The 25,466-nt window shown below is 67.8% G+C and carries 18 protein-coding genes; 15 read left to right on the forward strand and 3 right to left on the reverse strand.

The features are described 5' to 3' along the window. Nucleotides 1–9: 9 nt before the first annotated feature. The 9 genes from DI276_RS36000 to DI276_RS36040 all read left to right on the forward strand — a co-directional run bounded on the left by DI276_RS36000 (nt 10) and on the right by DI276_RS36040 (nt 10,658). Entirely contained in the window at nt 10–2,502 is a 2,493-nt protein-coding gene (locus DI276_RS36000) for a Pls/PosA family non-ribosomal peptide synthetase (protein WP_112271960.1), read from the forward strand. Between the two features lie 42 nt (nt 2,503–2,544). Continuing rightward, the gene (locus DI276_RS36005; RefSeq protein WP_112271962.1) at nt 2,545–5,067 is read left to right on the forward strand and encodes a non-ribosomal peptide synthetase; all 2,523 of its coding nucleotides are present in this window, start codon (nt 2,545–2,547) and stop codon (nt 5,065–5,067) included. Nucleotides 5,068–5,079: 12 nt separating this feature from the next. Then, nucleotides 5,080–6,084 carry a TauD/TfdA family dioxygenase gene (locus DI276_RS36010; protein ID WP_112271964.1) on the forward strand — a complete coding sequence of 335 codons (1,005 nt, stop codon included), beginning with the start codon at nt 5,080–5,082 and terminating at the stop codon, nt 6,082–6,084. A gap of 31 nt (nt 6,085–6,115) precedes the next feature. Continuing rightward, complete coding sequence (gene sbnB / locus DI276_RS36015; RefSeq protein ID WP_112271966.1) at nt 6,116–7,165, forward strand: 2,3-diaminopropionate biosynthesis protein SbnB; 1,050 nt, start codon at nt 6,116–6,118, stop codon at nt 7,163–7,165. 37 nt (nt 7,166–7,202) lie between these two features. Then, nucleotides 7,203–8,189 (forward strand): 2,3-diaminopropionate biosynthesis protein SbnA, encoded by a 987-nt coding sequence (sbnA, locus tag DI276_RS36020; protein ID WP_112271968.1) that lies wholly within the window; start codon nt 7,203–7,205, stop codon nt 8,187–8,189. 17 nt (nt 8,190–8,206) lie between these two features. Then, nucleotides 8,207–9,400: a pyridoxal-phosphate dependent enzyme gene (locus tag DI276_RS36025; RefSeq protein WP_232837150.1), complete on the forward strand. Its 1,194-nt coding sequence runs from the start codon at nt 8,207–8,209 to the stop codon at nt 9,398–9,400. 263 nt (nt 9,401–9,663) lie between these two features. Further along, nucleotides 9,664–9,864 carry an SLAC1 family transporter gene (locus DI276_RS52615; RefSeq protein WP_232837151.1) on the forward strand — a complete coding sequence of 67 codons (201 nt, stop codon included), beginning with the start codon at nt 9,664–9,666 and terminating at the stop codon, nt 9,862–9,864. Nucleotides 9,865–9,882: 18 nt separating this feature from the next. Beyond that, entirely contained in the window at nt 9,883–10,101 is a 219-nt protein-coding gene (locus DI276_RS36035; RefSeq protein ID WP_112271970.1) for a nuclear transport factor 2 family protein, read from the forward strand. 188 nt (nt 10,102–10,289) lie between these two features. Then, complete coding sequence (locus DI276_RS36040; protein WP_112271972.1) at nt 10,290–10,658, forward strand: hypothetical protein; 369 nt, start codon at nt 10,290–10,292, stop codon at nt 10,656–10,658. Nucleotides 10,659–10,707: 49 nt separating this feature from the next. Here DI276_RS36040 and DI276_RS36045 read toward each other — a convergent pair whose 3' ends face one another. Beyond that, entirely contained in the window at nt 10,708–12,621 is a 1,914-nt protein-coding gene (locus DI276_RS36045; protein ID WP_112271974.1) for a discoidin domain-containing protein, read from the reverse strand. A gap of 254 nt (nt 12,622–12,875) precedes the next feature. On the opposite strand from DI276_RS36045, the gene DI276_RS36050 reads away from it, so the two are divergent. After that, on the forward strand, nt 12,876–14,138 hold the full coding sequence (locus DI276_RS36050) for an ROK family protein (protein WP_198681125.1): 1,263 nt from the start codon (nt 12,876–12,878) through the stop codon (nt 14,136–14,138). Here DI276_RS36050 and DI276_RS36055 read toward each other — a convergent pair. Together DI276_RS36055 and DI276_RS36060 are read right to left on the reverse strand one after the other, a co-directional pair. Then, nucleotides 14,123–15,328 carry an acyltransferase family protein gene (locus DI276_RS36055; protein ID WP_198681153.1) on the reverse strand — a complete coding sequence of 402 codons (1,206 nt, stop codon included), beginning with the start codon at nt 15,326–15,328 and terminating at the stop codon, nt 14,123–14,125. The two genes, DI276_RS36050 and DI276_RS36055, sit on opposite strands and share 16 nt — an antisense overlap. Further along, nucleotides 15,325–17,232: a glycosyltransferase family 2 protein gene (locus tag DI276_RS36060; RefSeq protein WP_112271978.1), complete on the reverse strand. Its 1,908-nt coding sequence runs from the start codon at nt 17,230–17,232 to the stop codon at nt 15,325–15,327. The genes DI276_RS36055 and DI276_RS36060 overlap by 4 nt, the downstream gene beginning before the upstream one ends. A 488-nt stretch (nt 17,233–17,720) precedes the next feature. On the opposite strand from DI276_RS36060, the gene DI276_RS36065 reads away from it, so the two are divergent. The 5 genes from DI276_RS36065 to DI276_RS36085 are packed head-to-tail and all read left to right on the forward strand — an operon-like array spanning nt 17,721 to nt 25,465. Continuing rightward, nucleotides 17,721–20,204: a glycoside hydrolase family 2 protein gene (locus tag DI276_RS36065; RefSeq protein ID WP_112271980.1), complete on the forward strand. Its 2,484-nt coding sequence runs from the start codon at nt 17,721–17,723 to the stop codon at nt 20,202–20,204. A gap of 15 nt (nt 20,205–20,219) precedes the next feature. Continuing rightward, nucleotides 20,220–21,434: an ABC transporter substrate-binding protein gene (locus DI276_RS36070; RefSeq protein ID WP_112271982.1), complete on the forward strand. Its 1,215-nt coding sequence runs from the start codon at nt 20,220–20,222 to the stop codon at nt 21,432–21,434. Beyond that, nucleotides 21,425–22,345 carry a carbohydrate ABC transporter permease gene (locus DI276_RS36075; RefSeq protein WP_112271984.1) on the forward strand — a complete coding sequence of 307 codons (921 nt, stop codon included), beginning with the start codon at nt 21,425–21,427 and terminating at the stop codon, nt 22,343–22,345. Before DI276_RS36070 ends, DI276_RS36075 begins: the two co-directional genes overlap by 10 nt. A 4-nt stretch (nt 22,346–22,349) precedes the next feature. Continuing rightward, a complete protein-coding gene (locus DI276_RS36080; RefSeq protein WP_157985145.1) occupies nt 22,350–23,294 on the forward strand; it encodes a carbohydrate ABC transporter permease in 945 nt (314 codons plus the stop codon). A 47-nt stretch (nt 23,295–23,341) separates the two neighbouring features. Further along, complete coding sequence (locus DI276_RS36085; protein ID WP_198681126.1) at nt 23,342–25,465, forward strand: beta-galactosidase; 2,124 nt, start codon at nt 23,342–23,344, stop codon at nt 25,463–25,465. Nucleotide 25,466 lies beyond the last annotated feature (1 nt).

Raw genomic sequence — 25,466 nt, forward strand, 5'->3', positions numbered from 1 at the left:
AGGTACGAGATGTTGGTGAACCGTGGAACCCTCGACGGCGCCGGCGCGGCGGACATCGAGCAGGCCCTCACCGAGACGCTGGCGGACGTCCTGCGCGTCGAACAGGTCACGGCAGACAGCCACTTCTACGACGATCTCGGCGCCGACTCGATGGTGATGGCCCAATTCTGCGCAAGGGTGAGGAAACGACCGAACCTGCCGTCAATATCCATCAGGGATACATATCAGTACCCGACGGTCGGCAGTCTCACAGGCGCACTCGCGCTGCGGAGCCGTACCTGCGTCGAACCGGTGCCGGCGCCGGTTCAGACGGCTCCGCCGGTCGGCACGGCCCAGTACCTCTTCTGCGGAATCCTGCAGGTTCTGATCCTCCTCGGGTACGTGAGCCTCGCCGCGTTCACCCTTGAGCAGGGCATCGCGTGGATTGTCGCCGGGGCGACCCCGCTCGGCGTCTATCTGCGCGTGGTGCTGGCCGGCGGGGCGGGACTGCTCGGCGTGTGCGCTCTCCCGGTACTGGCGAAGTGGTTGCTGATCGGCCGGTGGCGACCCCAGCGGATCCGCATCTGGAGCCTCGCCTACGTCCGCTTCTGGATGGTCAAAACGCTCGTCACGCTGAGCCCGCTGGTCCTGTTCGCCGGTTCGCCGCTCTACGTGTTCTACCTGAGGGCACTCGGGGCGAAGATCGGGCACGGCGTCGTGATCTTCTCCCGGCACGCACCCGTGTGCACCGATCTGCTCACCATCGGCGACGGCACAGTCATCCGCAAGGACGCGTTTCTCACCTGCTACCGAGCCTGCGCCGGCTGGATCCAGACCGGCACGGTCACCCTTGGGCGGGATGTGTTCATCGGCGAGAAGTCGGTGCTCGACATCGAGACCTCGCTCGGGGACGGAGCCCAGCTCGGCCACACCTCCTCGCTGCACGCGGGTCAGACGGTGCCCGGCCGCGAGCGCTGGCACGGGTCCCCGGCCCAGCCTGGCGCGGCGGACTACCGGGGAATCGGGCAGGCCGGCTGCGCCGTCGGCAGAAGGGCCGCCTACACCGTCCTGCAGCTGGCGAGCCTGCTGCTCTTCTACATTCCGCTGGCATACGGCGGCATTGACCTGTTGCTCGGCGAGTTCCCGCAGTTCACCGAGTTCCTCGGCCCGGAGACCACGGCCTTCACGAGTTGGAGCTTCTACGGCACCGCGCTGGTGACCTCACTCGTCCTGTTCTTCGGCTCCGCGCTCGTCGGGTTGATCGTCGTGGTGACCGTCCCGCGTGTGCTCAACCGTTTCGTCAAGCCGGACAACGTCTATCCCCTGTACGGGATCCACTACGCCGCCCATCGGGTGATCACACGCCTGACCAACAGGAAGTTCTTCGTCGCACTCCTCGGTGACAGCTCCTACGTCGTCGGCTACCTGCGCGTCCTGGGGTATCGACTGGCTCCGGTTGTGCAGACCGGCGCGAACTTCGGCAAACAGGTCAAGCACGAGACCCCGTACCTGGTCTCCGTCGGCAGCGGCACGGTGATCGCCGACGGGTTGTCGATCGTCAACGCCGACTTCTCCAGCACCTCCTTCCGAGTGACGCGGACCGCGATCGGGCCACGCAACTTCCTCGGCAACGACATCGTCTACCCCTCGCAGGGCAGGACCGGCGACAACTGCCTGCTCGCGACGAAGGTCCTCGTCCCGATCGACGGGAAGGTCCGGGAGGGCGTCGGGCTGCTGGGCTCGCCCAGCTTCGAGATCCCGCGCACGGTCGAGCGGGACAGCAGGTTCCACCACCTGGCGACAGGCGACGAACAGCCCCGCCGGCTGGCCGCCAAGAACAAGCACAACGCCCGCACCATCGGGTGGTTCCTGCTGTCACGGTGGTGCTACGCCTTCGGGCTCACCATGCTCGGTTTCTGGGTCATGAACCTGCACGACTCGTGGGGGGCGATGGCGATCGCGCTGTTCTCCGTCCTGTCCCTGCTGTTCGGTGTTGTCCACTTCGCGCTCGTCGAACGGGCTGCCACGGCATTCCGGGGCACCCAGCCGACGTCCTGCTCGCTGTACGAGCCCGACTGCTGGCGGCGAGAGCGTTTCCTCAAGCTCACCGGGCACATGCACAGGGTCCTCAACGGCACCCCGCTCAAGGGTGTGGCCTGGCGTCTCCTGGGTGTCCGGCTCGGCCGGCGCCTGTTCGACGACGGCTGCACCTTGGCGGAGAAGGACATGGTGACGATCGGCGACGACTGCACGCTCAGCGCGGGGAGCTCGATCCAGTGCCATTCGCTGGAGGACTTCGCCCTCAAGTCCGACCGGATCACGATCGGATCCGGCTGCACCGTCGGAATCGGGGCCCTCGTCCACTACGGCGTGACGATGGGCGATGGCGCGGTGCTGGCGCCCGACTCCTTCCTGATGAAGGGCGAGGAAATGCCACCGAACTCACGGTGGGGCGGCAACCCGGCCAGGGAGATGCGAGACGACAACGCCGGAGCCGCTGTGGTCACGTCCGCAGCTCGATGAGCGGCACATCGCCGACCAGCAGGACGAACGAGGAGGAGCTCTGTGGAATCACCAGCGCGGGCGAGCCGGGATTTCTGGCGGGAGAGCCTCGTGGGCGGCGGGTTCACCGAGATTCCACGGTGGACTCTCGACCGGGTGGCGGCGGTCGCCGAGCACGAGGAACGTGTCCCCGGCGAACACCTCGCGGCAGTGCGGCGGCTGACGGGCGAGCTGGGGGCGCCGCTCAGCTCGGTACTGCTGGCGGCACACGCCAAGGTGCTGGCCGCACTGACCGGGGAGCGAGAAGTCGTGACCGGCTACGTGGCCGTGGCGGGTGAGCCGCCGTTGCCCTGCAGGTCGACGACCGAACCGGATTCGTGGCGGGCGCTGGTGTCGCACACCCATCGAAGCGTGTCGGAACTGTTGTCGCACAAAGAGTTCCCGATCGACGACCTGAGGCACGAGCTGGGTCTGGCTGAACCGCTGTTCGAGACCGTTGCCGACCTGACGGGTACCGGCGGCGGTCCGGTGCTGGCCGAGAACACCGTGCTGTCGCTGGGAATCTCCTGGCGCGGCGACCAACTCGTGCTGCGGCTGCGGTATCGGACCGACGTGATCGACGCGGGCTACGCCCGCCGAATCGGCGGCTACCACCGCACCGCGCTCGCACTGATCGCGGCCGATCCGGATGCCGAGCACCACAGGCAGAGCCTGCTGTCAGGCGAGGAACTTCGCTTCCAGCTCGACCAGCTCGCCGGTGCCGGCCGGGAGCTGCCGGAACGCCGGATGCACGAACTGTTCGAACAGCGGGTGGAGGCACACCCCGACGCCGTCGCGGCTGTGCACCGCGGCCGGGAATGGACGTACCGGGAGCTCAACGCGCGCGCCAACCGGTTGGGACGCGCCCTCCTGGCGCGCGGCTTGCGCCGTGAAGGCGTTGTCGCGGTCGTGATGGAACGTGACCTGGACTGGATGGCCGCCGTCCTCGCGATCTTCAAGGCCGGTGGCGCGTACCTGCCGTTGGAACCGCACTTCCCGGCCAGCCGCATCGCGACCGCTCTGTCCCGCGCCGAATGCACGCTCGTACTGACCGAACGCGGCAGCGCCACCACACTCGAGCAGGCCCTCGACTCGCTACCCGAAGTCCGGAAGCTCTTCGTGGACACCGCCTACGCCGAAGAGCACGCCGACGGGAATCTCTGCATCGACGTCGCGCCGGGCCAGCTCGCCTACCTCCTCTTCACCTCCGGCTCCACCGGCGAGCCCAAGGGCGTGATGTGCGAGCACGCGGGCATGCTCAACCACATCTACGCCAAGATCACCGACCTGGACGTCCGCGAGGGCGAGGTGATCCCCCAGACCGGACCACAGTGCTTCGACATCTCGATCTGGCAGCTGGTCGCCGCACTCCTGGTCGGCGGACGGACCCTGCTGGTCGAGCAAGAGGTGATCCTGGACGTCGAGCGGCTCGTCGACACCGTCGTCGACAACCGGTGCGGCGTCCTCCAACTCGTGCCGTCCTACCTCGACCTCGTGCTGTCCTTTCTGGAGCGGCACCCTCGCGACCTGCCTCACCTGCACACCGTGTCACCCACCGGCGACTTCCTGAAGAAGGAGCTCGTGCAGCGCTGGTTCGCGGCCCAACCCACGATCAAACTGGTCAACACGTACGGGCTCACCGAAACGTCGGACGACGCCGTGCACGAGATCATGGACCGGGTCCCCGACGGCGACCGGGTCCCGCTCGGGCGCCCGATCACCAACGTGACCGTCTACGTCCTCGACGAGAACCTGTCACCGGTGCCGCTGGGCTCCCCCGGCGTGATCGCCTTTTCCGGGATCTGCGTCGGTCGCGGCTACATCAACGACCCGGAACGCACTCGCCCGGTCTTCATGGCCGATCCGCACCGTCCTGGCCACCGGCTCTGCCGGACCGGGGACTACGGCCGCTGGCGGCCGGACGGCAAGCTGGAGTTCCTCGGCCGCCGGGACGACCAGGTCAAGATCCGGGGCTTCCGGGTCGAGATCGGTGAGATCGAGAACGCCCTGCTGCGGGTGCCCGGTCTCCAGGACGGGGCCGTGGTGGTCACCGGCGACGCCGACCGGGGCAAGCGCCTCGTTGCCTTCTACACGGGTCTACGTCCGCTCGATCCCGCCGTCATGCGGGACCGGCTGGGCCAGTCGCTGCCCGAGTACATGGTCCCATCAGCATTCCACTGGCGGGAAAGGCTGCCGCTGACCGCCAACGGCAAGATCGACAGGAGGACGCTGACAGCGCTCGCCGGCGAACTCGCCGTCATCGAGGACGGCTTCCAGCCACCGAACACGCCGACCGAGCGGCGCCTGGCGGCCGCGTGGGCCACCGTCCTCGGCATCCCTCGGGACCAGATCGACCGGCGGGACCACTTCTTCGACCGAGGAGGCACCTCGCTGTCGGCCGTGAGGCTGGCGCTCACCCTCGACCGCGCGGTGTCCGTCACCGACGTCACCCGTCACCCGGTCCTCGCCGACCTGGCCCGGATGTTCGACCGCGGATCCGGTCGGGACGCCACCGAGTCACCGGCTCTCACTTCCAGCAGCAACTGAAAGGACACCGAGATGCCGTCCTCATTCCCGGCGCCGCCGCCCGGCGTGGAGCTGTGTCCCGGCAAACCACCGATACTCCGCGTCGAGCCCGCTGGTGACGCGCCGAGCTGGGCGGCCGAGCACTCCGAGGCGCTGCGAGCTGTCGTCGCCCAGCACGGTGCGGTCCTGGTCCGCGGCCTCGGACTGCGGCACACGACCGAAGTCCGTGCCGTGTTCCAGCGGCTGACCACCCGGCTGATGGTCGAGAAGGAGGCCTTCGCGTCCCGGCGGATCTACTCCGGCGGTGTGTACTCGGCATCGAAGTGGCCTGCCAACCAACAGATGTGCATGCACCACGAACTGAGTTACCGGCTTGAGTTCCCCGGTCTGATGCTGTTCGCGTGCCTCGACGCGCCCACCAGGGGCGGTGCGACCGTGCTGGCCGACTCGCAGGCCGTTCTCGACGCACTGCCGGCCGAGTTGACCGAGCGGTTCGAGCGGGAAGGCTGGCTGCTCACCCGCAACTACAACGACGAGATCGGGGCGTCCCTGGCCGAATCGTTCGGTACCGAGGACCGCCGTGCCATCGAGAGCTACTGCCGCGCCAACGCGATCGAGTTCGAGTGGGGCCCTGGCCGTGGACTGCGCACCACGCAACGCCGCAGCGCCGTGGTCCGCCACCCGGTCACCGGCCGACGCTGCTGGTTCAACCAGATCGCGTTCCTCAACGAGTGGACGATGGCGCCCGAGGTACGCGAGTACCTGGTGGACGTCTACGGCGCCGACGCGCTGCCGTTCAACACCAGTTTCGGCAACGGCGACCCCATCGGCGAGGACGTCGTGCAGCTGATCAACAGGGTCTACGAGGACAACACCGCACGCGAGCCGTGGCAGGCCGGCGACCTGATGCTCGTCGACAACGTCCGCACCGCGCACGGCAGAGATTCCTTCGAGGGGCCACGTGAAGTGCTCGTCGCGATGGCCGACACCGTGCTCCTGTCCGACTGCTCACCGTCGGTCCAAGTGATCGCCGGGTGAGCACGATCCGTTCCCCGCAACGAGGTCCGCGATGTCTGAACCGATCCCCACGTCATCGACAACCGTGCCACCATTCGCAGTGATCTCCGGTGCGCAGGTGCAACACGCGCTGCAGAAGCGCGAAAACCTGATCGTGGAGGTGGTCGAGGCCACCTACCGCCTGCACAGCGCCGGCGATTCGATGAACCCTCCCTCCTACTTCCTGCGCTTCCCAGATCGTCCGTCGGCCCGGATCATCGCACTGCCCGCCGCGATCGGCGGGCAGGTACGGGTGGCCGGTCTGAAGTGGATCTCCAGCTTCCCGGAGAACGTGGCGGCCGGCATCCCGAGGGCCTCCGCCGTGCTCATCCTCAACGACCCCGACACCGGCTATCCGTTCGCCTGCTTGGAAAGCTCGATCATCAGCGCCACGAGGACGGCCGCACTGGCGGCGTCGACGGCCGACTGGCTGTCCCGCGGGCGGCCGCGCCCCAAGCGCGTCGGATTCTTCGGGGTGGGCCTCATCGCCCGCTACATCCACACGTTCCTGGCGGGCACCGGCTGGTCGTTCGACGAAATCGGGATACACGACCTGAACGCCGACAGCGCCACCGGCTTCCGCGGATACCTGGAGCAGTCGGGCGTCACCGGCCGGATCGCCGTGCACGACGGCGCCGAGCAGCTGATCCGCTCCAGCGACCTCGTGGTCTTCGCGACCGTCGCCGGCCAGCCGCATGTCGGCGACCTGTCGTGGTTCGCACACAATCCGTTGGTGCTGCACGTGTCGCTGCGTGACCTCACGCCGGAGATCGTGATCGCCTCGACCAACATCGTCGACGACATCGAGCACTGCCTGAAGGCCGACACTTCACCGCATCTGGCCGAACAGCTCACCGGCGACCGTGACTTCGTGCACGGCACGCTGGCCGACGTGATGGACGGGCGACTGAGCGTGCCGACGAACCGGCCGGTGGTGTTCTCACCGTTCGGACTCGGAGTTCTCGACCTCGCGGTGGGCAAGTACGTCTACGACGAGGTGGTCCGCTCCGGCGAGCTGCACGTCATCGACGGCTTCTTCCACGAGCTGCGCCGGTACGGGTGAGCAGCCGAGCAACCGCCGCACAACGGAAGGAGTAACGGTGCCTGTCATCTCCGCTCCACAGGACTTCAACGCCGAGGAGCTCTACGTCGACCTCTGGCCGACCTTCGGGCACTCGCTCTACCTCAAGTGCGAGGGTTTCAACTTCGCCGGCTCGATCAAGCTCAAGGCCGCGGCGGAAATGGTGGCGGCGGCCGCACAGGACGGAGTCCTGACGCCGGAATCGATCATGGTCGAGTCGTCGTCCGGGAACCTGGGCGTGGCACTGAGCATGATCGCGGCGAGCAAGGGCTACCGGCTGCTCTGCGTGACCGACACCCGCTGCAACCTGTCGACCAGACGGCAGATGGAGGCGTTCGGCAGCCAGGTGCACGTCATCGTCAAGCCGGATGCCCAAAGTGGATTTCTCGGCGCGCGGATCGCACACGTCCGTGCGCTGTGCGCTTCCGACAACCGGTACGTCTGGCTGAACCAGTACACCAATCCGAGCAACTGGAAGGCGCACTACCACCGGACAGCACCAGCCATCGCGGCCGCGTTCCCGCGCCTGGACGTGCTGTTCGTCGGGGCGGGAACCACCGGGACCCTCATGGGCTGCGCACGCTACTTCTGGGAGCGGTACCGCCGGGTGCGGATCGTCGCGGTGGACAGCGTCGGCTCGGTGACCTTCGGCGGCGCGTCGGCTCCCCGGATGATTCCCGGTCTGGGCACGAGCATCCGCCCACCGCTACTGGACGAGTCCTATGTGGACGACGTGGTGCACGTTGCCGAGGCGGACACCGTCCGCACCTGCCATCGGCTGGCCAGAAACGGATTCCTGTTCGGCGGATCAACCGGCACGGTGGTCAGTGGCGCCACGAGCTGGCTGACCCAGCACGATGAGCGCCAACTCACCGCGGTCGCCATCGCTCCAGACCTCGGCGAACGCTATCTCGACACCATCTACCAGACCAACTGGCTGCAGGGCGTCTACGGCGAAGACGTGCTCAGCTCCGGCGAACTGACCGCGGGTTCCCGGTCAGCCTGAGACATGGGAGACAGAACGTGGGCAGCGTGACAGGGTCGGTCGACCTCGCGGGTTGTGAGCGGCTGCAGTACGACTACGGTCCCGATCGGATGCCGAAGGACCAGCCGGTCCTGTTCACCATGTGGCGTTACCGGGAGTTGCTGCCGATCCCCGACGGCCCGGTGCGGTACCCGGTCCCGATCGGCGGCACGCCGCTACTGCACGCGCCGGCACTGAGGCATGCGCTGGGAGCGCCGTACCTGTGGGTGAAAGACGAGACGCGCAACCCGAGTGCGTCCAACAAGGACCGTGCCACCGCGCTCGTGATCGAAGGCGGGCTGCGGCGCGGACTGAAGACGATCACGACCGCGTCCACCGGCAATGCGGCCGTGTCCACCGCCTTCGGCGCTGCGGCGGCCGGGATGCGGGCCGTCATCTTCGTGTCTACCGACTGCTCGCCGGAGAAGCTCGCGCTCATGACGCAGGCGGGTGCGTGGGTCTTCCAGGTGCGCGAGGGCTACGCGGCCGCCGCCGACCTCTCCCAGGCTGCCGCTCGCACGTTCGGCTGGCTCGACCGCAACACCGGCGTCAATCCGGTCACCGTCGAGGCGAAGAAGACGGTGGCGTTCGAGGTGTGGGAACAACTCGGCCGCCGACTTCCCGACGTGATGATCGTCCCGGTCGGCGACGGTCCTACGCTGGTAGCGCTCGAGAAAGGTTTCGCCGAACTCGTCAGCTGTGGCCTCACCACGCGGCAACCACGCCTGGTCGGCGTGCAGGCCGAGCGCTGCCAGCCGCTGGTCCGAGCCTGGCTCGGCGAGCCCACCCGGCCGACTGAGCTGGATGCCGCCGCCACGGTCGCCGACGGAATCGCGGTGGTACGCCCGGCCATCGGTGACGCCGTGCTGGACGTTGTACGCCGGACCGGCGGAGGAATGGTGTCGGTCACTGATGACGCACTGCTGAGCGCGGTCGCCACCTTGGCAGGGCGCGCCGGCGTGGGCGCCGAGCCCGCCGGTGCGGCGGCCCTCGCCGGGCTGAAAACCGCTGTCGAACGCGGACTCGCGGATCGGCTGGAAACCGTAGCTCTCCTGGTGACCGGTCGGGAGCTGAAAGCAAGCGACGCCACCTACGACCCACTCCGGGCGACCGTCGCCGAGTCACTCGACGACGTCGAGCGCACACTGCGGAGCCGACGGAGGACGACATCAGGTTGCAGCTGCTCGGTTTGATCGTCGATCGCAACGCTTCACCGCCTGTCAGCGCGCACTCCGTCACCGGCGCCCACCTGCACCGCGATTGACCGCCACCGCGAACGAGGTGCGGCCGACGCAGCTGGTGAGGATGCGTTGGGAGGCATCGAGTACCGCGGGCGGAGCGGTACGGTCCTGCGCCTCCACCGTGCCGGCGCTGTGGATCGTGCTCGGGCCGCTGGGCCAGTCGATCACCGCCGCCAACCTCCTCGCCGGCGTGCCCGTGCTGCCGGGCCGTCACCGTGCGGACCGCCCGCCGCGGCCTGCCGTTCGCGTTGACGTGGTGGAGCTTCGTGCTCCCGCTCGGCACATTGGTGACCGGCACGAGCGCGTTAACGGCACGGGTTCCGTCGCCGATGTTCGCCAGTGTCGCCGTCGTGTTGTACGGCGTGCTCGTGCTGGGGTGGGTCACGGTGGCGGTGCGCACGCTGTTTCAGCGGTAGGCGTGCTGTACTGGTCTCGTGGATCCGGTGGACGAGGTGGTGGCCACCCTGCAACACCGCGACTGGGAGCGGCTCAAGGTCCTGCTGCACCCGTACCTGCACTGGACGGAAGACGGGGTGACCACCCGCGGTCGAACGAAGGTGCTCGCGCGTCTGGCAGACGCGCCTTCCTCCGGCCGGCCGGTCTCGTACGAACTGCGTGACGGTCAGATCTACCGGTGGACCGTCGGGAGCTGATTCTCCCGGCTCGGCGAAAGCGGCCCCTGGGTTCAGAGACGCCTTCCGTGCCAAGCTGAAACCGGCCAGGCGATCAGGCAATGAAGCCGGACATGCCGCCAATCTTCACCACGGAACTTCGACGAAATCGTCGAAAGCGAACAGGTGTGGGTTCTGTCCATTTCGGACGTTTCCTGGAGGTTTGTTCGGTGCTCAGCTCTCGTGGGTTCACCCTCAAGGCGACCTTGATCGCGTGGGCGATCGCACTGGTCGCGACCTTGCCCGCCCAGGCCGCGCCGCCGGAGCCAGGGCCGCCTTGTGAGGTGGGCAAGTACTACAAGCTTTGCGTGTGGTCAGGTCCCAATTACACCGGCCAGTTGCGAGTCCTCCCGTACAACGTCGACCGCCTCGACATCGGGCCGCTCTTCGTGGTCCGCAGTTACAAGAACTGGCACGCCAGCGGTCGGATCACCGACGTGTTCGGCTGCGACCACGGGCTCGGTGAGTGGGAGAAGGAGCCCGCGGTGAACAACGGATGGGGGATTCCCGCCAAGGCCATCGCCAGCGGATCTTCGTAGAGACTTGCGGCGGTCGCGGGTACCCGACCCCACGACCGCCGCACCAGGTCTACGTCGCGGGGGCGTAGACGTTCAGCTCGGAGATGCTCCACCAGTTGCCCGTGTTGCCGGTTTGGGTCATGCGGAGGTATCTGGCGGTGATGGCGGGGAGGTGGATGGTGGTGGTCGGGTCGCTGCCCTGTCCAGTGGTGATGGCGTCGCCCCAGGAGGACGGGTTGTCGGAGGCGTGCACGGCGTAGCCCCGCGGGTGGTCTCCGGTGCTGGAGCCGTTCTCCAGAACGATCTTGGTGAGCTTCCGCGGGGCACCGAGGTCGATCTGGAACCACTGGCCGGGCTGTTGGGCAAGGCCGGTGGACCATCGGGTGGAGGAGGTGCCGTCGATCGCCTTCGCGGCGGTGTCCGCGGTGCAGCAGGCATCGGCGGGAGTGGACGACGCGCTGACGCGCCAGCCGGACCGGTCCAATGCGGACTCTCCGCCGCCGGGCGGAGGAGGACCACCGGCCGACCAGGTGAACGTGGCGACCGCGCCCGCGGACAGTGACGTGCTGAAGTGCCGGCCGGTGGAGGTGACGTCGAAGGTCCGGGTGCTGGACCCGCTGTTGTGGACGACGAGAACGGTGGAACCGTCCGGGTTCCGGAAGGCGACGTTCTCGACGTTGCCCTGACCGAAGGTGTTGGAGCCGATGCGCACCGCGCCGGGCTTCACGAACTTGCTGATGTGACCCAGAACGTAGTACTCGGCGTTGTAGGTGACGGTGCCGTCGCCCTTCACCGTCGTCACGCCGGTGCAGGTGGTGCAGTTCATGGTCGGCCCGCCGTTCTGGTCGAGCGCCAGATTCCACAGGACGACGCTCTTCGCCCAGTTCCGGGTGGCGCCGATGATCAGGTTGCGGGTCTGCCAGCTCAACGTGTCGGCGAACGTCCTCGCCTCGTCGCCGGTCTTGATTCCGGAGCACTCGGTGAAGTGGACGTCCTTGCCGGGAAACGCGTTGTGCACGTTCGTCTGTGCACCCGGCTCACCCGCGTAACAGTGGAAGGCCGAGCCCGCTGTGTACCGGGCGGCGGTCGAGTTGCGGAGCACGTCGAGCGGATAGCCCGGCCGGTCCCAGTTGTGGTCGAAGGCGAGAATGCGGGTGTCCAGCCCGGCCCTCTCGATCGCCGGACCGAGCGCGCCGCCGATGAAGTCCGCCTGATCCTGCGCGGACATCAGCATGCCCGGGTAGTTCCCAGGCGAGAACTCCGGCTCGTTCTGGGGTGTCACCAGGGAGACCGGCACACCGGCGTCCCGGTAGGCCTCCAGGAACTTGACGAAGTAGTTCGCATAGACCTGGTAGTGCTCGCGTTTCAGACTACCGCCGATCAACTCGCCGCTGGTCTTCATCCACGCCGGCGCGCTCCACGGCGACGCCATGAACGTGGTCTGCGGATTGATCTCCCTGGCGCGCCGGAGCAGAGGCAGCACGTGGGGCTCGTCGTGGGCGATGGAGAACCGGGTCAGGTTCGGGTCCGTCTGTCCTTTCGGGACGTCGTCGTACGTGTAGGCCGACCGGGAGAAGTCCGACGCGCCAATGGGTTGGCGCACCGTGCTCAGTCCGATGCCCTGCTTCGGGTCGAACAGTTTGGTCATGATGGAGTCGCGTTGCGGCGAGTTCCAGATCAGCCAGGCGGAGGAGTCGGTGAAGGACGCGCCGAACCCCGTGATCGTCTGGTAGGTCTGACCAGGGTCGATGGTGATCGTGTCCGCGGCGCCGGTCGGCCCGGAACGGAAGGCCGTGGCCGGCTGCGGGTTGAGCAACTGGGAGCGATCGGCCGTGGTGATCCACGAGCCGACCCCTCCGGCATCGGCGGCGTGCTGTTCAGCAGGCACGGCAGAGCCTGGCACGGTCATGCCGAGCAGCACGAGGCCGACAGCGGCCGTGACGTGGGCGACCCGTGGTCGCCGGGAATCCAGACGGGTGTGCACGACTTCCTCCTCAGGATCCTCCGCGGGTTCGAGAACTCGGCACGGCTGGGCACCGAGGGGCCGACAGAGGCAGGCGCGGCTTGTGGCTGCACGCCAACCGTTGAGGAAATCTGTCGTCGGGCGTCATCGTCCGAGGCCAAACACTTATTTCAAGTGTTAATTTAACGTGCTGGCAAAGTGGAGGTCAACGACGTGGCGACTCGGCGCCAGTCGTTTGATCGGCAATACTGTGGTCCAGCGAGAAAAAAAAGGGGGTGGGCGTGGTACCGCACCAGCGGAGCACCGTGCGTGACCTGCGTCGTGGCAACAGTGCCGTGGTCCTGTGGCAGCTCTACTTCGACGGTCCCGCCAGCCGTCAGGAGCTGAGCAGGCTCACGGGCCTCAGCGCGGGTACGGTCGGCAACGTGGTGAGCGACCTGATCGCGTCAGGTGTCGTGATCACAGCGGGTTCGATGGACTCCGACGGTGGGCGCCCCCACGTGTTGCTCCGCGTCAACGCCGGGTACCGCTCGGTGATCGGGGTCGACGTGGGAGAGACCTGCGTCCGGGTCGAGCTCTTCGACCTCGCGATGACCTTGCTCGCCAAGGTGTCCTACGAGCTGGCAGACGGGCACGACGTCGAGTTCGTCGTGGACCGGATTCTGGCCGGGATCAAGGCCGTGTGCGCCGAGGCCGGTGTCTCCGAACGCGACGTCCTCGGCGTCGGCATCGGCGTCTCGGGCGTGGTGGAGCACGGCGCGGAGGTGGTGGTCCACGGCCAGACGTTCGGCTGGGACGCGGTCCCGTTGGAACGACTGCTCCGCGCGGGCACGGACCTTCCCCTGCACATCGACAACGGTGCCAAGAACATGGGGCAGGCCGAGATGTGGTTCGGCGCCGGTCGCGGCTGCCGGCACGCGGTGGTCGTGTTGATCGGCTCCGGTGTGGGAGCCAGCATCATCACCCACGGCTCCACCTACCGCGGCGTGACCAGCAGCGCCGGTGAGTGGGGGCACACCACGGTCCACGTCGGTGGCAGGCGGTGCCGATGCGGGGCCCGTGGTTGCCTCGAGGCGTATGTCGGCGCGGAGGCCGTGCTGGAGCGGTACCAGGAGGCGAGGCGTGGTCGTCGCCGGCGCGGAGTGAGCGAAGAGGCCGCCCTCGCCGAGCTGCTCGACACCGCCGAGCGCGGTGGGGTCGCGGCCGAGGTGCTGGGCGAGACCGCCACCTATCTCGGCGCGGGCATCGCCAACCTGATCAATCTGTTCAACCCGGAACGCATCATCGTGGGCGGCTGGGCGGGACTCCTGCTCGGATCGCGGTTGCTCCCGAAGATCACCGCGGCCGCCGCAGAGCACGCGCTCGACCATCCGTTCGCCCAGACGTCGATCGAGCTGGGCCGGCTGGGGCCGGACGCGGTGGCGATGGGTGCCGCCACGCTCCCGGTCGAACATTTCCTCACGACTGGTGGCGCCTCGGCGCCGAGTGACCGCGACCGGATCCCCCACCGTGCCGGCAAGCGTCACGACTCCGCGTAGTAGTCCCGTTTCCGGCCTTCCCGGTCGAAGGCGGCGAGGATCTTCAGTCCGGTTTGCTCGATCAACCAGTAGCTGATCCACGCCACCAGCAGGCTCACGGCCGTCAGCACGACGCCCGCGACCGGGAACGTGTGCGGATGGCCAGGTGCGGGCAGCAGGCCGGCGCTGTCGAGGAGCCGCAGCATCGGTTCCTGCCACAGGTACAGGCTGTAGCTGATCACCCCGGTCCAGACCAACGGCCGCCACCGGAGCACCGCGGGGACCGAGCCGGCGTCGTTGATCGCCGAGGCGGCGATCAACAGCATGGCGCCGAGTGCGAGCAGCGGATGCCACCACGTGCTGATCGGCGTGCCGAGCGGCTGCGTGAGCGCGACGGCCACGATCATGCCCGCGCCGAGCAGGCCAACGCCGTAACGCGCAGGCTTGGTGCGCAGTTCCCTGCCGTCCGCGATCAGGACGGCGAACGCGAGACCGATGGCGAACACGTCGAGTTTGGCGAGCGGGTTGAACCAGTAGGACCACTGTTCGTAGTGGGCGTCCGCCACGTACACGGCCCAGCAGCGGTAGGCGTTGCTGATCACGACCAGCAACGCGATCCCGCCGTGCAGGACGGTCAGGCGGGCCCGCCGGGACTCCAGCCGGGGCACGTGGCGTTGTGCGATCGTGCCGATCACCACCAGCAGCAGGTAGAAGTGCATCTCCACGGCGAGCGACCACGCGGGGCCGTTGCTGAAGAAGATCTTCTCGTCGCTGTAGACGTGGGTGAACGTCAAGTGCAGCAACAGATCCCGCCAGTCACCCGGCACTGTCGGGTTGGTGAAGCCCCACACCAGGAGCACGGTGATGTAGTAGAGCGGCAGCAGCCTCGCCGCTCGTCGCAGCAGCACGACACGGGCGCGGCGGGGTGGGCCGGAGTCGAGCGCGGCCCTGGCGTAGGGCAGGCCCAGCAGAAACGCGGAGAGGACGAAGAACAGGTCCACACCAAAGGGAAACGCCATCAGGATCTGATGCCAGACGCCGTCCAGCGGCCAGGCGGCATCAGGGCCGTAGCGGCTGTACTGGTAGGCGTGGAAGATCAACACCGGCAGAGCGGCCAATGCCCTGATCGCATCGACTGAGAACCGGCCGTGTGCGATACCGGTTGCCGTGACAGCGGTGTCGGTGCCCGCAGGGTTCGGAGGCCGGATCACGCGCGCTCCCCGGCGATCGCGGCGGGCACGGCAGCGGTCCGCGGTGTGACCACCCAGCGGCGTTCGCCGGAGAGCTCCTTGACCTGCGCAACCCGCGCGATGAGGTTCTTGAACGGCGTGTAGAAGAACAGCGACACCACGAGATAGGACCAGAACCATCGGTGGTTCCTGCGGATCTCGGGCGCGGCGAGCCGGTAGGCGAACAGCACCTGAGCCGGCCCGACCGACAGGGTGAACAGCGACGCCAGCACGAAGATCGAGATGTCCCACTCGATGACCTGCGCGCCGTCGTGCCAGGCGATGAAGGCCAGCAACGGGAAGATCTGCAACGAGATCCAGGGATAGATCTCCCGCCAGCCGAGCAGGTACAGCAGGCCGATCTTGTTCTTCGTGGTCAGCGTGCTGGAACGCAGCACGGCAGGCAGGTGCCGCAAGGAGACCTGGAACCAGCCCTGGGCCCATCGCATCCGCTGGTTCCACAGTGCGCCGAGCGTGGTGGGCGCGAGTTCCCGGCTGAGCAACGCCGGGTCGGTGACCACCTTCTTGCCGCCCAGCAGCGCCCTGATCGAGGAGTCGATGTCCTCGGTCAGCATCTCGCCGCGCATCCGGGTCTCGCGCAGCGCGCTCGTCCGCCAGAACCCGTTGGAGCCACCGAACAGACCGAAGCCGTGCAACTGCGTGCGACCGGGATGACTCACCGCGTAGATCGACTCGAACTCGACGGCGACCATGCGCGCCACCGGTGACTCGTGGCCGTTGCGGATCACGCAGTGCCCCTGCACGACGTCCGCGCCGTGGGACAGCCACCGCCACGCCCGGCGGAACGCGTTCGCGTCGGGGTGGTGGTCGGCGTCGAAGACCCCGACGAACTCACCGGTGATCGCCGAGAGCGCGGCGTTGACGTTCTGGGCCTTGGAGTGGCTGTAGGGCACGTTCAGCACGACGAGCCGCGGGTCGGCGGCGGCCAGCCTGCGGAGTTCGTCTTCGACCGGCAGCCTTCTCGGCGTGTTGTACGCGAGCACCACCTGCAACGGCGCCGGGTAGTCCACCGCGAGCACCCGCTGGATCGTCTCGATGATGGTGTCCGCCTCGTTGGGCAGGTAGGCCGCGATGATCGCGGAGGCGGGCGGGTACGGCGTCGCGGGCTCCTTCGGCGGGCGCTGCGGATCGAGCGCGCAGTAGGTCTCCCACCTGATCACCAGCGCGGTCAGCACCAGCGCGAGGCAGACCGCGACGTACACGGGCGCGACCAGGTCGACTCCGGCTTTGCCGAACTCGGCGAGCACCAGGAACGGCAACAGCAATCCGATCGCCAGTGTGGCCAGTATCTGCAGCGGTGCGCGCAGGATGCCGGGCAGTAGTTTCCTGCGCGGCACGTGCGTGGTAGACGCCCAGTTTCGCGGTGTCAAATCGAGGTGTTGCGCGGCGACGCCCGCAGCGTGTTCCGCGCGTTCGACCAGCGCGTCGAGGTCATCGGTGCCGGTCGTTTCGGTGCCGGTCGTTTTCGGGTCGGTCTTTTCCTCGGCGCTTGCCCAGCCGATCGCGGGTGTGACGGACAGCTGCTCGGTGCCCACGGTCAACCGGGCGGCGGAGATCTGCCGCCCGATCCGGTCCAACCGGGACTTCACCCGCCGAGTGGCCGTGTCCGGCAGCAACAACATGAGACTTCCGTTGCCCGAATACCCGATTCGCTCGCGAGGTGCCAATTGCGGTGTGATCCGGTGTGCCAGCTGGGTGAGCACGGTGTCCACGCCGTCGCTGCCGAACCGGGCCTCCACCTGGGCGAGCTCCATCAGGCGGACCACCGCGACCACGGTCCGGCTGGCGCGACGGCTGCGCACGCCCAGCACGTGCCACGCGATGTCACGCCATCTTTCAGCCTCGTAGACGAGTGGCCGCGACAAGACCGCGCCAGCGCCTGGCCGACGACTGACCTGATTGACCGACACAATATTCCCTTCGGGACGAAATCCGAGGAGGCGGCTGCAGGCGAATTCACTGCACGCCGACCGAAAAGTATCGGCACTTTTGAGGTTCAGTCACTAGTCCGTGGGTTTGATACTGGCGGTACGGCTAGCGAAGTGGTTTTGCCCATTGCGCAACAGACTGTTACGCCGCAGTAAATTCATTCAATGAATCAAGTGGGAAATTATGACCCGGATCACGGTTTACTTCTCCGATTGTCGGACCGCTCGTGAATTGGCCCCGTGACGCTGGTTCAACGCGGGTAGGACGCTGTTGCGGCGCTGTTCGCCGGGAGGAGGGTGCGCGGACATGTCAGCCGACTCGAGCTCTTGATCATCGGAGGTTAGTGCTCGACTTATTATAAGTCTTGAACTATGGTCCGAGGTGGCGAAGTCGACCGCGTGGTGGACTGAGATGAGGTGGGACGGTGCGGCGGCATCAGCACCCGGATTCGCCGTTCGTGTCGCGGACAGCCGGCACCCTGGCCCCGACGGTCGAGCTGCGTCGGCTGAACGGTCTCGTGGTGCCCTACGCGTACGGCGGCCCGATGCCGGGCATTGAGCGGCAGCCCTCGAGACACCTCGTCGACCTCGCCGGTGAATGGCGAGCCGAACGGGCGACCGTGGACCACCAGCTCTCCCTGACCGACCGGCGGGTGGCGCTACCGGTCATCGAGGAGGAAGGACGAGGGCGGCACCGGGTCGACCACGACGACAGCGGATGGCGCACGCACCGCGTTCCGTTGCCGGAGAACGTGACCGAGCTGTACGAGGACGGAGTCTGGTACCGGCGCGTGGTCCCGATGGCGGTACCGGGTCGCGACGAACGGGTCCGGCTGACCTTCCTCGCGGTCAACTACATCGCCGACGTGTGGTTCAACGGCAGGTGGATCGGCTGTCATGAGGGCGGCTACAGCCCGTTCAGCCTGGACGTCACCCACGCGGTAGTGGAGGGCGACAACCTGATCGCGGTTCGGGTGGACAACCCGCCCTGGGACAGCCGGACCGACATCGTGCCCGCGGTGATCTCCGACTGGTGGAACTACACGGGGGTCATCCAGGACGTGTACCTGGAGCGGGTGCCCGCCGTCTCGGTGGCGAGGGTCGACGTCGTCCCCACCACCGTGATCGGTGATCCGCCCGAGCGTGCGGACTTCGTGGCGACCGTCGTGATCGACCGACCGGACGAGGCGGCTGGCCCCGGCCTCGTGGTCCGGGCGAGGCTTGCCGAGGCCGTGGTTCCGCGCCACCTGCTCGGCACCTCGGCGCCGACCGACCTGGAGGGAGCTCCCGCGTCGTGGCGGGGCGAGGGGCCGCACGAGGTCGTCATCGACTCTCGGACCGGCGACGGAACGGTCCGGTTCGTCGGTGTGGTGGACCAGCCGCGGTTGTGGACCCCGCAGACCGCGAACCTCTACGTGCTCACGGTCGAACTGATCGACCACGGGCAGGTCGTCGACAGCTTCGCCACGCAGATCGGTCTGCGCACCGTCGCTGTCGCCGCCGATTCACCGGCCGTGCTGCTCAACGGGCGCAAGGCGGCGTTCCACGGCGTCGCACGACACGAGGACTGGGTGGACACCGGACGTACCGTCGCCTCGCCGCAGCGGGTGATCGACGACCTGGTCGACATCCGCGAAACGGGCGCGACCCTGCTGCGCACCGCTCACTATCCGAACCACCCGCTGACCTACCTCGTCGCCGATCGGGTCGGACTGGCCGTCGTCGAGGAGATCCCGACCTGGTGGTTCGACACCTACCACTTCGCCGACCAGCTGCACCGCGGGATAGCGGAACAGATGTGGCGGGAGATGGTGTTCCGCGACTACAACCGGCCCAGCGTGTTGTTCTGGAGCGCCACCAACGAGGCGATCAGCGTCGAGCACCGCGCCGAGTTTCTGCGTCGCGTAGTCCACGATCTCCGGTGCTACGACGACGGCCGTCTGGTGACCCAGGCCGCGGCGGCTGATCGGCCAGGCCCGCACGACCCCACGCAGAGCCTGACCGACGTGGCGGGATGGACCACGTACTTCGGTGTCTTCGGATCCACCGCCGCCGGGGCGGAGGCCGATCTCACCGAGCGGTTCCTCGACCAGGCGCATGCCGCCTGGCCGGACAAGCCGTTGCTCGTCGCCGAGTTCGGCATGTGGGCACAGGAGGACGACGCGCTGGTGGGTCGGCAACGTCAGGTCTTCGACCACACCTGGCCGGTCTACGAGCGCCGGCTCGCCACCCGGCCGGACGGCTGGCTCGTCGGCAGCATCTGGTGGGCGGCGTACGACTGGCGCACACCGATCGCCGGTGTCAACACCTTCGGTCTCAGCGACATCAGCAGGCAGCGACGGCGGCCGGTGCGAGACGAACTCGAGTCGAGATATCGATCCGTCTCCTCCGCGATCACCGGGCCGTTGTGCTCCGCGCGACCGCGGTCGTTCCCGCGATTCGACCTCGTCCACTGCGGATTGCCAGAGGACCCGCGAACCCTGGCGGACTTCACGTGCCCGGACGGTGCGCACCCGATGCGCAATGCGGTCGTCGACCGCCTGGTCATGCCGAGTTCGGGTCGGTGGGCCGTGCAGATGACCGCCCTCGGCTCGTGGCCGGGTATCGGGATCTACCTGTACCGCCATCCGGTCGACCTGCACGACGCGACCCAACTCTGTGCGCGGGTGCTCGCCTCGGTCGGCGGGTACCAGGTGAAGCTCGGAGTCCGGGACGTCAACCGCGTCGAGACGGACGTCCTCGTGCCGGACCCGGTTCCGGCGAACCGGTGGACCACGGTGTGCGTCCGGCTGTCCCGGTTCGCCGGAGTCGACCTCGGCCGGGTGGAACGAGTGCACCTCACGATGGCGATCTCCGACGACCGCGTCGCTCAGGGGCAACGGTTCTATGTGGACAGTGTGACTGCGTGACCACCAGGAGGAACGATGAGAGCTCTCGCCAGATGGGTCGCGGCGACCGCCGCAGTGGTCTCGTTGGCGGCGTCGGCAGCTTGCGGCGGTGACTCCCCGGCGAACGAGAAGGTCGTGGAGTTCTGGTACTACCAACCGATCCCGGAGCAGTCCAAGCAGGTCAAGGAGCTGGTCAAGCGGTTCGAGGAGACGGAACCCACAATCACCGTCCGCCTCACCGAGATTCCCAAGGACGACTACAACACCAAGCTCTCCTCCGCACTGGGCGGTGGCCGCGGCCCGGACGCGGGTTACCTCGACCAGCCGCTGATGGCCCGCTACGCGAACGCCGGGCAGCTCGCCGAAGTCCCGGCGGGCACGATCACCGAGTCCGACTTCTACGACGGCGCACTGCGCACCAACAAGATCTCCGGGAAGCTGTGCGGAATCCCCCTTCAGCAGACCACCGTGGCGCTGTTCTACAACAAGAAGCTCGTCAGCACGCCGCCGGCGACCTGGAACGAGCTGGTCGCCGAGTCCGCACGGGTGCACTGGGAGAACCCGAACCTCGCAGGTGTGAACGTTCCCAAGGGTGAGGGCTTCGGAGCCTGGCTCTTCCCGGCGTTCGTTGCCTCCGCCGGGGGCACGATGCTCGACGAGGGCAGCAGGAGAATCGCCTTCGCCGACCCACCAGCGCAGGAAGCACTCGCGTTGTGGCGCAAGCTGCTGGAGAGCTCACCGCGCCGGATCACCAACAGCGAGAACTCGTTCCACAAAGGACTCACTGCGATGATGTTCTCCGGACCGTGGGAGGTGCTGACGATCAGGCAGCAGTTCCCGCAGCTCGATTTCGGCGTGGCGCCGTTGCCGAGGAAGGACGTCGCGGCGAGCAACATCGGCGGCGACAACGGTGTGGTGTTCAGCAAGGCCCGCAATCCCGACGCGGCCTGGAAGTGGCTGCGGTTCCTGTCCGACGCCACGCACAACGCCGAGTTCAGCAACATCACCGGCAACTTCCCGACGAACAGGAAGGCCGCGCAGGCAGCGAAGATCAATACCGATCCGGCGCTCAAGGTGTTCGTTGACCAGCTCGAGACCGCTCAGGCGCGTCCCACCGTGCCGGAGTGGATCCAGATCAACGACGAGTACCTCGCCAAGGCGATCGAGGAAGGCGTCGACGGCGGCAGGTCACCCGCCGATGCACTGACGGACGCCGCTGCCAGAGCCCGCAAACTGCTGGGGTGGCAGTGAACGGCGTCCACCGGTCGAGTTCCTGGCATCGGCGTCGGCGGGACGCGCTGGCCGGCTTCGCCTTCACCGCACCCGCGATGCTGCACACCCTGGTGTTCATGCTCGTGCCCGCCGGGGCGGCGCTCTACTTCAGCTTCACGGAATGGGACATGATCTCCCCGGCCCACTGGGTGGGACTGCGGAACTACCAGGAGATCCTCTTCGACTCCGACCTCTACCCGGACTTCTGGAAGTCGGTTCGCGTCACCGCCCTGTACGCGCTGCTGTCGGTGCCCGCGTCGCTGGTGACCGGATTCGTGCAGGCCTACCTCATCGATCTCCTCCGCCGGGGACAGTCGCTCTACCGGCTCGTCTTCTACCTCCCGGTGATCACCGCGGAAGCGGCGGTCGCGGCGATCTGGAAGTGGCTCTACGACCCGCAGTTCGGTCTGATCAACGCCGGGCTCGAGGTGCTGGGCGGCACCGGCCCGGACTGGCTCGGCACCCCTGGCGTGGTGATCCCGGCACTGGCGCTCATCGCGGCCTGGCAGTCCGGTACGGCGATGCTCATCTTCCTCGCCGGTCTCAAAGGAATCCCACGCACCTACTACGAGGCGGCCGAAGTCGATGGTGCGAACCGGTGGCAGCAACTCGGGCGCATCACGCTGCCGCTGTTGCGTCCCACCACGTTCTACCTCGTCGTCACCGGCGTGATCGCGGCCCTGCAGGTGTTCGGCATCGTCTACGTGCTGTTCGGCGGCAACGCGGGGCCGGAGCGCTCCGGCCTGAGCTACGTCCTGCACCTCTACCTGTTCGGCTACCGCAACGGCGCGATGGGTGCGGCGAGCGCCATGTCCGTTCTGTTGTTCGTGACCGTCCTCCTGGTGACCGCGGCGCAGTTCCGCCTGGTTCCACAGCAGTACGAGGAGTGAGCCGTTGAGTGCTGCCAAAACCGTGGACACCGCGCCCGCTGTCGGGACCGCGCCGTCGGCGGACCTGGGCACCCGCACATCGGGGCGCAGGCGGCGGCGACGCCACGATGCGCCGATCGCGTTGCTGGCCACCGCTCACGTGCTGCTGATCGGCGGGGTCGTCGTCGCGCTGGCGCCGTTCGTGTGGATGGTGGCGACGTCGTTCAAGCAGCCGCAGGACGTGTTCACACCGACACCCAACCTGTTACCGACGGACGCACGAACCGGCCAGTGGGCGGGCACCTTCGCCAACTACCTCCAGGTCCTCGATCTCGGCGGGTTCGCCGTGGCCCTGCTCAACAGCGTGATCGTCGTGGTCGTGCTGATCCCGGGAAAGCTGCTGCTGGACGCGTTGGCCGCCTACGCGTTCGCCCGCATCCCGTTTCCCGGACGCGACGCGTTGTTCCTCGTCGTGCTGGCCACGATCATGGTCCCCGGCGTCGCCCTGCTCATCCCCAAGGTGTTCGTCACCCAGGAGCTCGGCATGGGTGACAGTCTCGCCGGCGTCATCGTGCCCAGCCTGGTCTCGGCCTTCGACATCTTTCTGCTCCGGCAGTTCTTCCTGACCTTGCCAGGGGATCTGGAGGAAGCGGCCATGATCGACGGAGCGGGGCGGCTGCGGATCTTCTGGTCGGTCGCGCTGCCTCTGGCCAAGCCCGCGCTCGCGGTCGTCACGATCACGAGCTTCATCTTCCACTGGAACGAACTGCTGTGGCCGCTCGTGATCCTCTCGGATCAGGACAGGTACACCCTGCCGCTCGCGTTGCAAGCGCTCGCGGCCGGTCGGGTCGCACAGCCCCACCTGGTCATGGCGGGCGCGGTGATCGCCGTGATGCCGGTCATCGGGATCTTCCTGGTGTTCCAGCGCAGGATCCTCGACGGGATACAGCTCACCGGACTGAAGAGCTGACCCCGGCCATCCCTGCTCCTCGTCGTCGAACTGTCGAAAGGATGCTCGTGACCACGTCGTTTCAGACCCCTTCGGTACGTGGGGGATGGTTCATCAAGGACGGACAGCCGCGGCCGTTCGTCACCGCCGACTACCCGTACTACCGGGACGAGCCGAGGAACTGGGGTGACCGGCTGGCGACGTTGGCGCGCATGGGACTGGACGCGGTCACGACGTACGTGCCGTGGCGACACCACCAGCCCTTGGCGCAGCGGTCCCCGGATCTGGTCGGCAGAACCGACCCGAGACGCGACGCGGCGCGGTTCGTCCGGCTCGCAGCGGAAGCCGGCCTGTCCGTGGTGGTCAAGCCGGGGCCGTTCATCCACGCCGAGACCAACTACGGCGGCCTGCCCGACTGGGTGTCGCCGATCTACGACAGGCGCATCGAACCGGTTCTCGACGCCTCCGGTGCGCCGAGAACCTGGTCCGGATCGCGCTGCAGACCCGACGGCAAGCCGGTGGACTGGCCACTGCCCGCGCCGCTGTGCCCGGTGTTCGACGAACTCGCGCTGTCCTGGCTGCGAGCGGTCGGCGAGCAGCTCGTGCGGCCACATTCCGCGCCGGACGGTCCGATCGTCGCGGTGCAGATCGCCAACGAGGGAATCTACACCGACGGCGCGCTCGGCTTGTGGGACATGGACTTCAGCGCATCCGCGCTGGCCGCCCACCACAGGCTGCACGCACCACTCGGCGACGGTCCGCCGTCTCCTCCCGCAACCGGTGCCGCCGAGATCGATCCGCTGCGACGGGTGGCGTGGGGACACACGCAGGCCGAGCGGTTCGCCGAGCTGTTCCGGCGGTGGTCGGCCACCGTCGGTGCGGCGGTGCCCACGGTGGTGAACGTGAACCCGCCCGCCGCCGATCCGGGTGCACTGGACTCGTGGCTCGCCCGAACGCAGCCGTGGCGTTGGGCCGGCGTGCGCTACGGCTTCACCAACTGGGTCGGACCAGTCGCCTCGAACGACGAGTCCCGTGCTCGCTACGTGATCGCGGCCAAGCTGGCGCCCGGCTGCAACTACGAGGAGAACTGGGGGTTCTCGGTGCTCTACGAGAAGGCGTTCTCCGATCCGACCACCTGCCTGCACCAGACCGTCCTCGCGCTGGCCTGCGGCGCCACCGGCTACAACCTCTACACCGGTGTCGCCACCAGCACCTGGGGCTCCGACCTCGACCGCTTCCACGACCGGCCGTACCCGGACTGTGCTCCGATCTCGGCGAACGGCGAGGAAACGGAGAAGGCGACGACCGCGCAGGCGCTCGCGGACTATCTGCGCCGCCACGGAACCGAATGGGCCATCGGCCGTCCCGTGCGGTCGGCGGTGATCGGTTACTGGGCGCCGCACGCGGCCGCCGCCGCGTGGAACGCACGACCCGCGGACCGCGGGAATCACGGGGCGGTGCCCGCGTGCGGGGAGTTCCTGCGGGCCTGGCACGACGCGGCCCGGATGTACCAGCTCGACTTCGGCCTGTGGGATCTCGACGATCCGGGCACCGATCCGGCCGACGCCGCGGGGCGTGCGTCGGGCCGGGTCACGGGCATTCCGCTGGTGGTGCCGACGTGGCGTTACCTGCCGCGCCCGCAACAACGGCTGCTCGCGAGCCACGTCGCGGAGGGTGGACGGCTGATTCTCGTCGGCGAGATGCCGGGGTTCGATCTCCACGGGCGGTCGTGCCTGTTGCTCGACGACGTGATCCGTTCCGCGGACCCGGACCGGGTCCTGCACTGGCCGGATCCGTCCGTTGTGGACGGCGCGGTCGTCGCCGCCCGGCGGGTCGCCGAGTGGGCGCCGCCCGCCGCGAGGGTCGTCGAGGGAGTCGCCGACGTGTATCTGCGTCGGTGTCCCGGCGGCGTGGACCACCTCGCGGTGCTCGCGAACGCCGACTGTGGCAGCACCGTTCGCATCGAGACCAACATGTCCCATTCGGTCGCGCTCGATCTGTGCGCCGGTGGCGCCGCCCTCGTCCGGCTCGCCGACGGCGTGGTCACCGATGCGCTGGTCACCGGTCGCAACGGACATCTCGGTTCCTCGATCACGCCGAGCGTGACAGCGGGCGGTGTCCGGTTCACCGCGCCCTACGGCACGCTGTTGAACGCCACGACGACCACACGGCGCCAACATGTGCCTACGTGAG

Source organism: Lentzea terrae, assembly GCF_003265345.1.
Taxonomy (GTDB): Bacteria; Actinomycetota; Actinomycetes; order Mycobacteriales; family Pseudonocardiaceae; genus Lentzea; species Lentzea terrae.